The sequence below is a fragment of the Bifidobacterium sp. UBA6881 genome, from assembly GCA_002451435.1.
Lineage (GTDB): Bacteria > Actinomycetota > Actinomycetes > Actinomycetales > Bifidobacteriaceae > Bifidobacterium.
Genome location: DKCF01000092.1, coordinates 42669 through 44989 on the forward strand (window position 1 = coordinate 42669; position 2321 = coordinate 44989).

The following is a 2321-nucleotide window of genomic DNA, read 5'->3' on the forward strand; positions in this document are numbered from 1 at the left end:
CCCTCTGCGGCGCCGACCGTCTGCGCCGCGGAAATCGCGGTGACGCCACGTTCGAGGTTCTTCGTTGACCACGAGTCGTAGCCGGCGCCGTTGGACACGACGACCTGCGCCTTCTGCAGTTTCGCGATGTCCGATGTCTTCGGCTCGAAATCATGGGCGTCCACGCCGGTGGAGGACAGAATCGAGGTGACGTTGACGTGTCCGCCACCGATCTGCTTGGCGAGGGAACCCCATTGGTTGATGGAGGCGACCACGCTGATCGGCTTGGTCTGCTCGGTTTTCGTTGCGGAGTCCCGTGCGGAGTCGGTCGGGGATTCGTCCCCGGCGCACGCCGCGGAGCCGAACGCCAGACAAAGCGTCAGCCCGGCGGTGAGAGCGCGTGCCCATGAGCGCATATCGTTTGCCTTCTTCCTGGTTCCGTTTGCCCGTCGTCTCATAATCATGTATGCGAGCTGTGGCTGAAAACCAAGATAGCCTACGATACTTGCAAACGCCAATACGAATATGATGAGGGGAGCGCCGAATGGCAGAAAGAATCGACGGGCGGAAGGTATCTGCGCGGATCAAGGAGAATCTCGCGGGACGCGTCGCCGCGCTGAAGGAGCAGGGAGTGGTCCCGGGCCTGGGCACCATCCTCGTCGGTTCGGACCCCGGTTCCATGAAATACGTCGCGGGCAAGCACGCCGATTGCGCCGAGATCGGCATCAATTCCCTGAGGAAGGAGCTGCCGGAAGACGCGACGTTCGAACAGATCGCGGATGCGGTCCGCGCGTTCAACGACGACCCCGCGTGCACCGGGTACATCGTCCAGCTCCCGTTGCCGAAGGGCATCGACGAGAACGCCATCATCGACCTCATCGATCCGAAGAAGGACGCCGACGGCATGCATCCGTACAATCTCGGCGAATTGGTGCTGCACGCCCACGGCGATATCGACACGCCGCTGCCATGCACGCCCCGTGGCGTGATCGAGTTGCTGCGCGCATACGACATCGACCTGAACGGCAAGGAGGTCTGCGTGCTCGGACGGGGCATCACCATCGGCCGCACCATCGGGCTCCTGCTCACCAGGAAGGCCGTGAACGCGACCGTCACGCTATGCCACACCGGCACCAGGGACGTGCGCGAGCATATGCGCGAGGCGGACGTGATCGTGGCCGCCATGGGCTCCGCGGGATTCGTCAAGCCCGAAGACATCAAGGAGGGCGCGGTGCTGGTCGACGTCGGCGTGTCCCGGGTGTTCGATGAGCAGGCCGGGCGCTACCGCGTCAAGGGCGACGTCGACAAAGCCTGCTATGAGAAGGCATCCGCCTACACACCGAATCCGGGCGGAGTCGGTCCGATGACCCGCGTCATGCTGCTGGAGAACGTGGTGCGGATGGCCGAACGCCAGCTGCGCCGTCAGGCGTGATGCCGCCCGCCCCGGTTCCGTGCCGGCGCCGAAGCCGTCGGGCGTGTCGTCTCCGCGACACGCCTGTTGTTTGTGCATGGTTCCATGTAGACTAGCGCATTGCGTGTGTAATATACGCGCGCATGCGTGACAGCATGCATAACTGAAGACCGATTTTATCCACCCACTATCTGTAAGAAACCAAATTAATGGCAGAGAACAATAACGAAGTCGCCAAGGTCGCCATCAACGACATCGGCACCGAAGAGGACTTCATCAAGGCAGTCGATTCCACCATCAAGAACTTCGATGATGGTGATCTGGTCGAAGGTACCGTCGTCAAGGTCGATCACGACGAGGTGCTGCTCGACATCGGCTACAAGACCGAAGGCGTTATTCCTTCCCGCGAGCTTTCCATCAAGAAGGACGTTGATCCTGACGAGGTCGTCGAGGTCGGCGACACCATCGAGGCTCTTGTCGTCACCAAGGAAGACAAGGAAGGCCGTCTGATTCTGTCCAAGAAGCGTGCTCAGTATGAGCGTGCCTGGGGCGACATCGAGAAGATCAAGGAATCCGATGGCGTCGTCGAAGGCACCGTCATCGAAGCCGTCAAGGGTGGCCTCATCGTCGACATCGGTCTGCGTGGCTTCCTGCCGGCATCCCTGGTCGAGATGCGTCGCGTCCGCGACCTGTCCCCGTACATCGGCCAGAAGATCAAGGCCAAGATCCTCGAGCTCGACAAGAACCGCAACAACGTGGTCCTTTCCCGTCGCCAGTACCTCGAGGAGACCCAGTCCGAGGTCCGTGAGACCTTCCTGTCCCAGCTCAAGAAGGGCCAGATCCGTGAAGGCGTCGTGTCCTCCATCGTCAACTTCGGTGCATTCGTTGATCTGGGCGGCGTTGACGGCCTGATCCACGTTTCCGAGCTGTC

Annotated in this window: 2 protein-coding genes and 1 pseudogene; 2 read left to right on the forward strand and 1 reads right to left on the reverse strand. The window is 61.4% G+C overall.

Annotated features, from left to right (window positions below; translation table 11 throughout):
- Positions 1-395: pseudogene (locus B3C64_RS07265) on the reverse strand (metal ABC transporter solute-binding protein, Zn/Mn family); the annotation flags it as partial.
- A 128-nt stretch (positions 396-523) separates the two neighbouring features.
- Between B3C64_RS07265 and B3C64_RS07270 the strand changes: the two are divergent.
- Both B3C64_RS07270 and B3C64_RS07275 read left to right on the forward strand, forming a co-directional pair.
- Positions 524-1411: a bifunctional methylenetetrahydrofolate dehydrogenase/methenyltetrahydrofolate cyclohydrolase gene (locus B3C64_RS07270; protein WP_291534800.1), complete on the forward strand. Its 888-nt coding sequence runs from the start codon at positions 524-526 to the stop codon at positions 1409-1411.
- Positions 1412-1599: 188 nt separating this feature from the next.
- Positions 1600-2321 (forward strand): S1 RNA-binding domain-containing protein (locus B3C64_RS07275; RefSeq protein WP_291534801.1); only part of this gene is annotated, 722 nt, incomplete at its 3' end.

Bases quoted from the DNA above. Each gene is read 5' to 3' on its own strand.
- B3C64_RS07270 (WP_291534800.1), top strand. From the start codon at position 524: ATGGCAGAAAGAATCGACGGGCGGAAGGTATCTGCGCGGATCAAGGAG.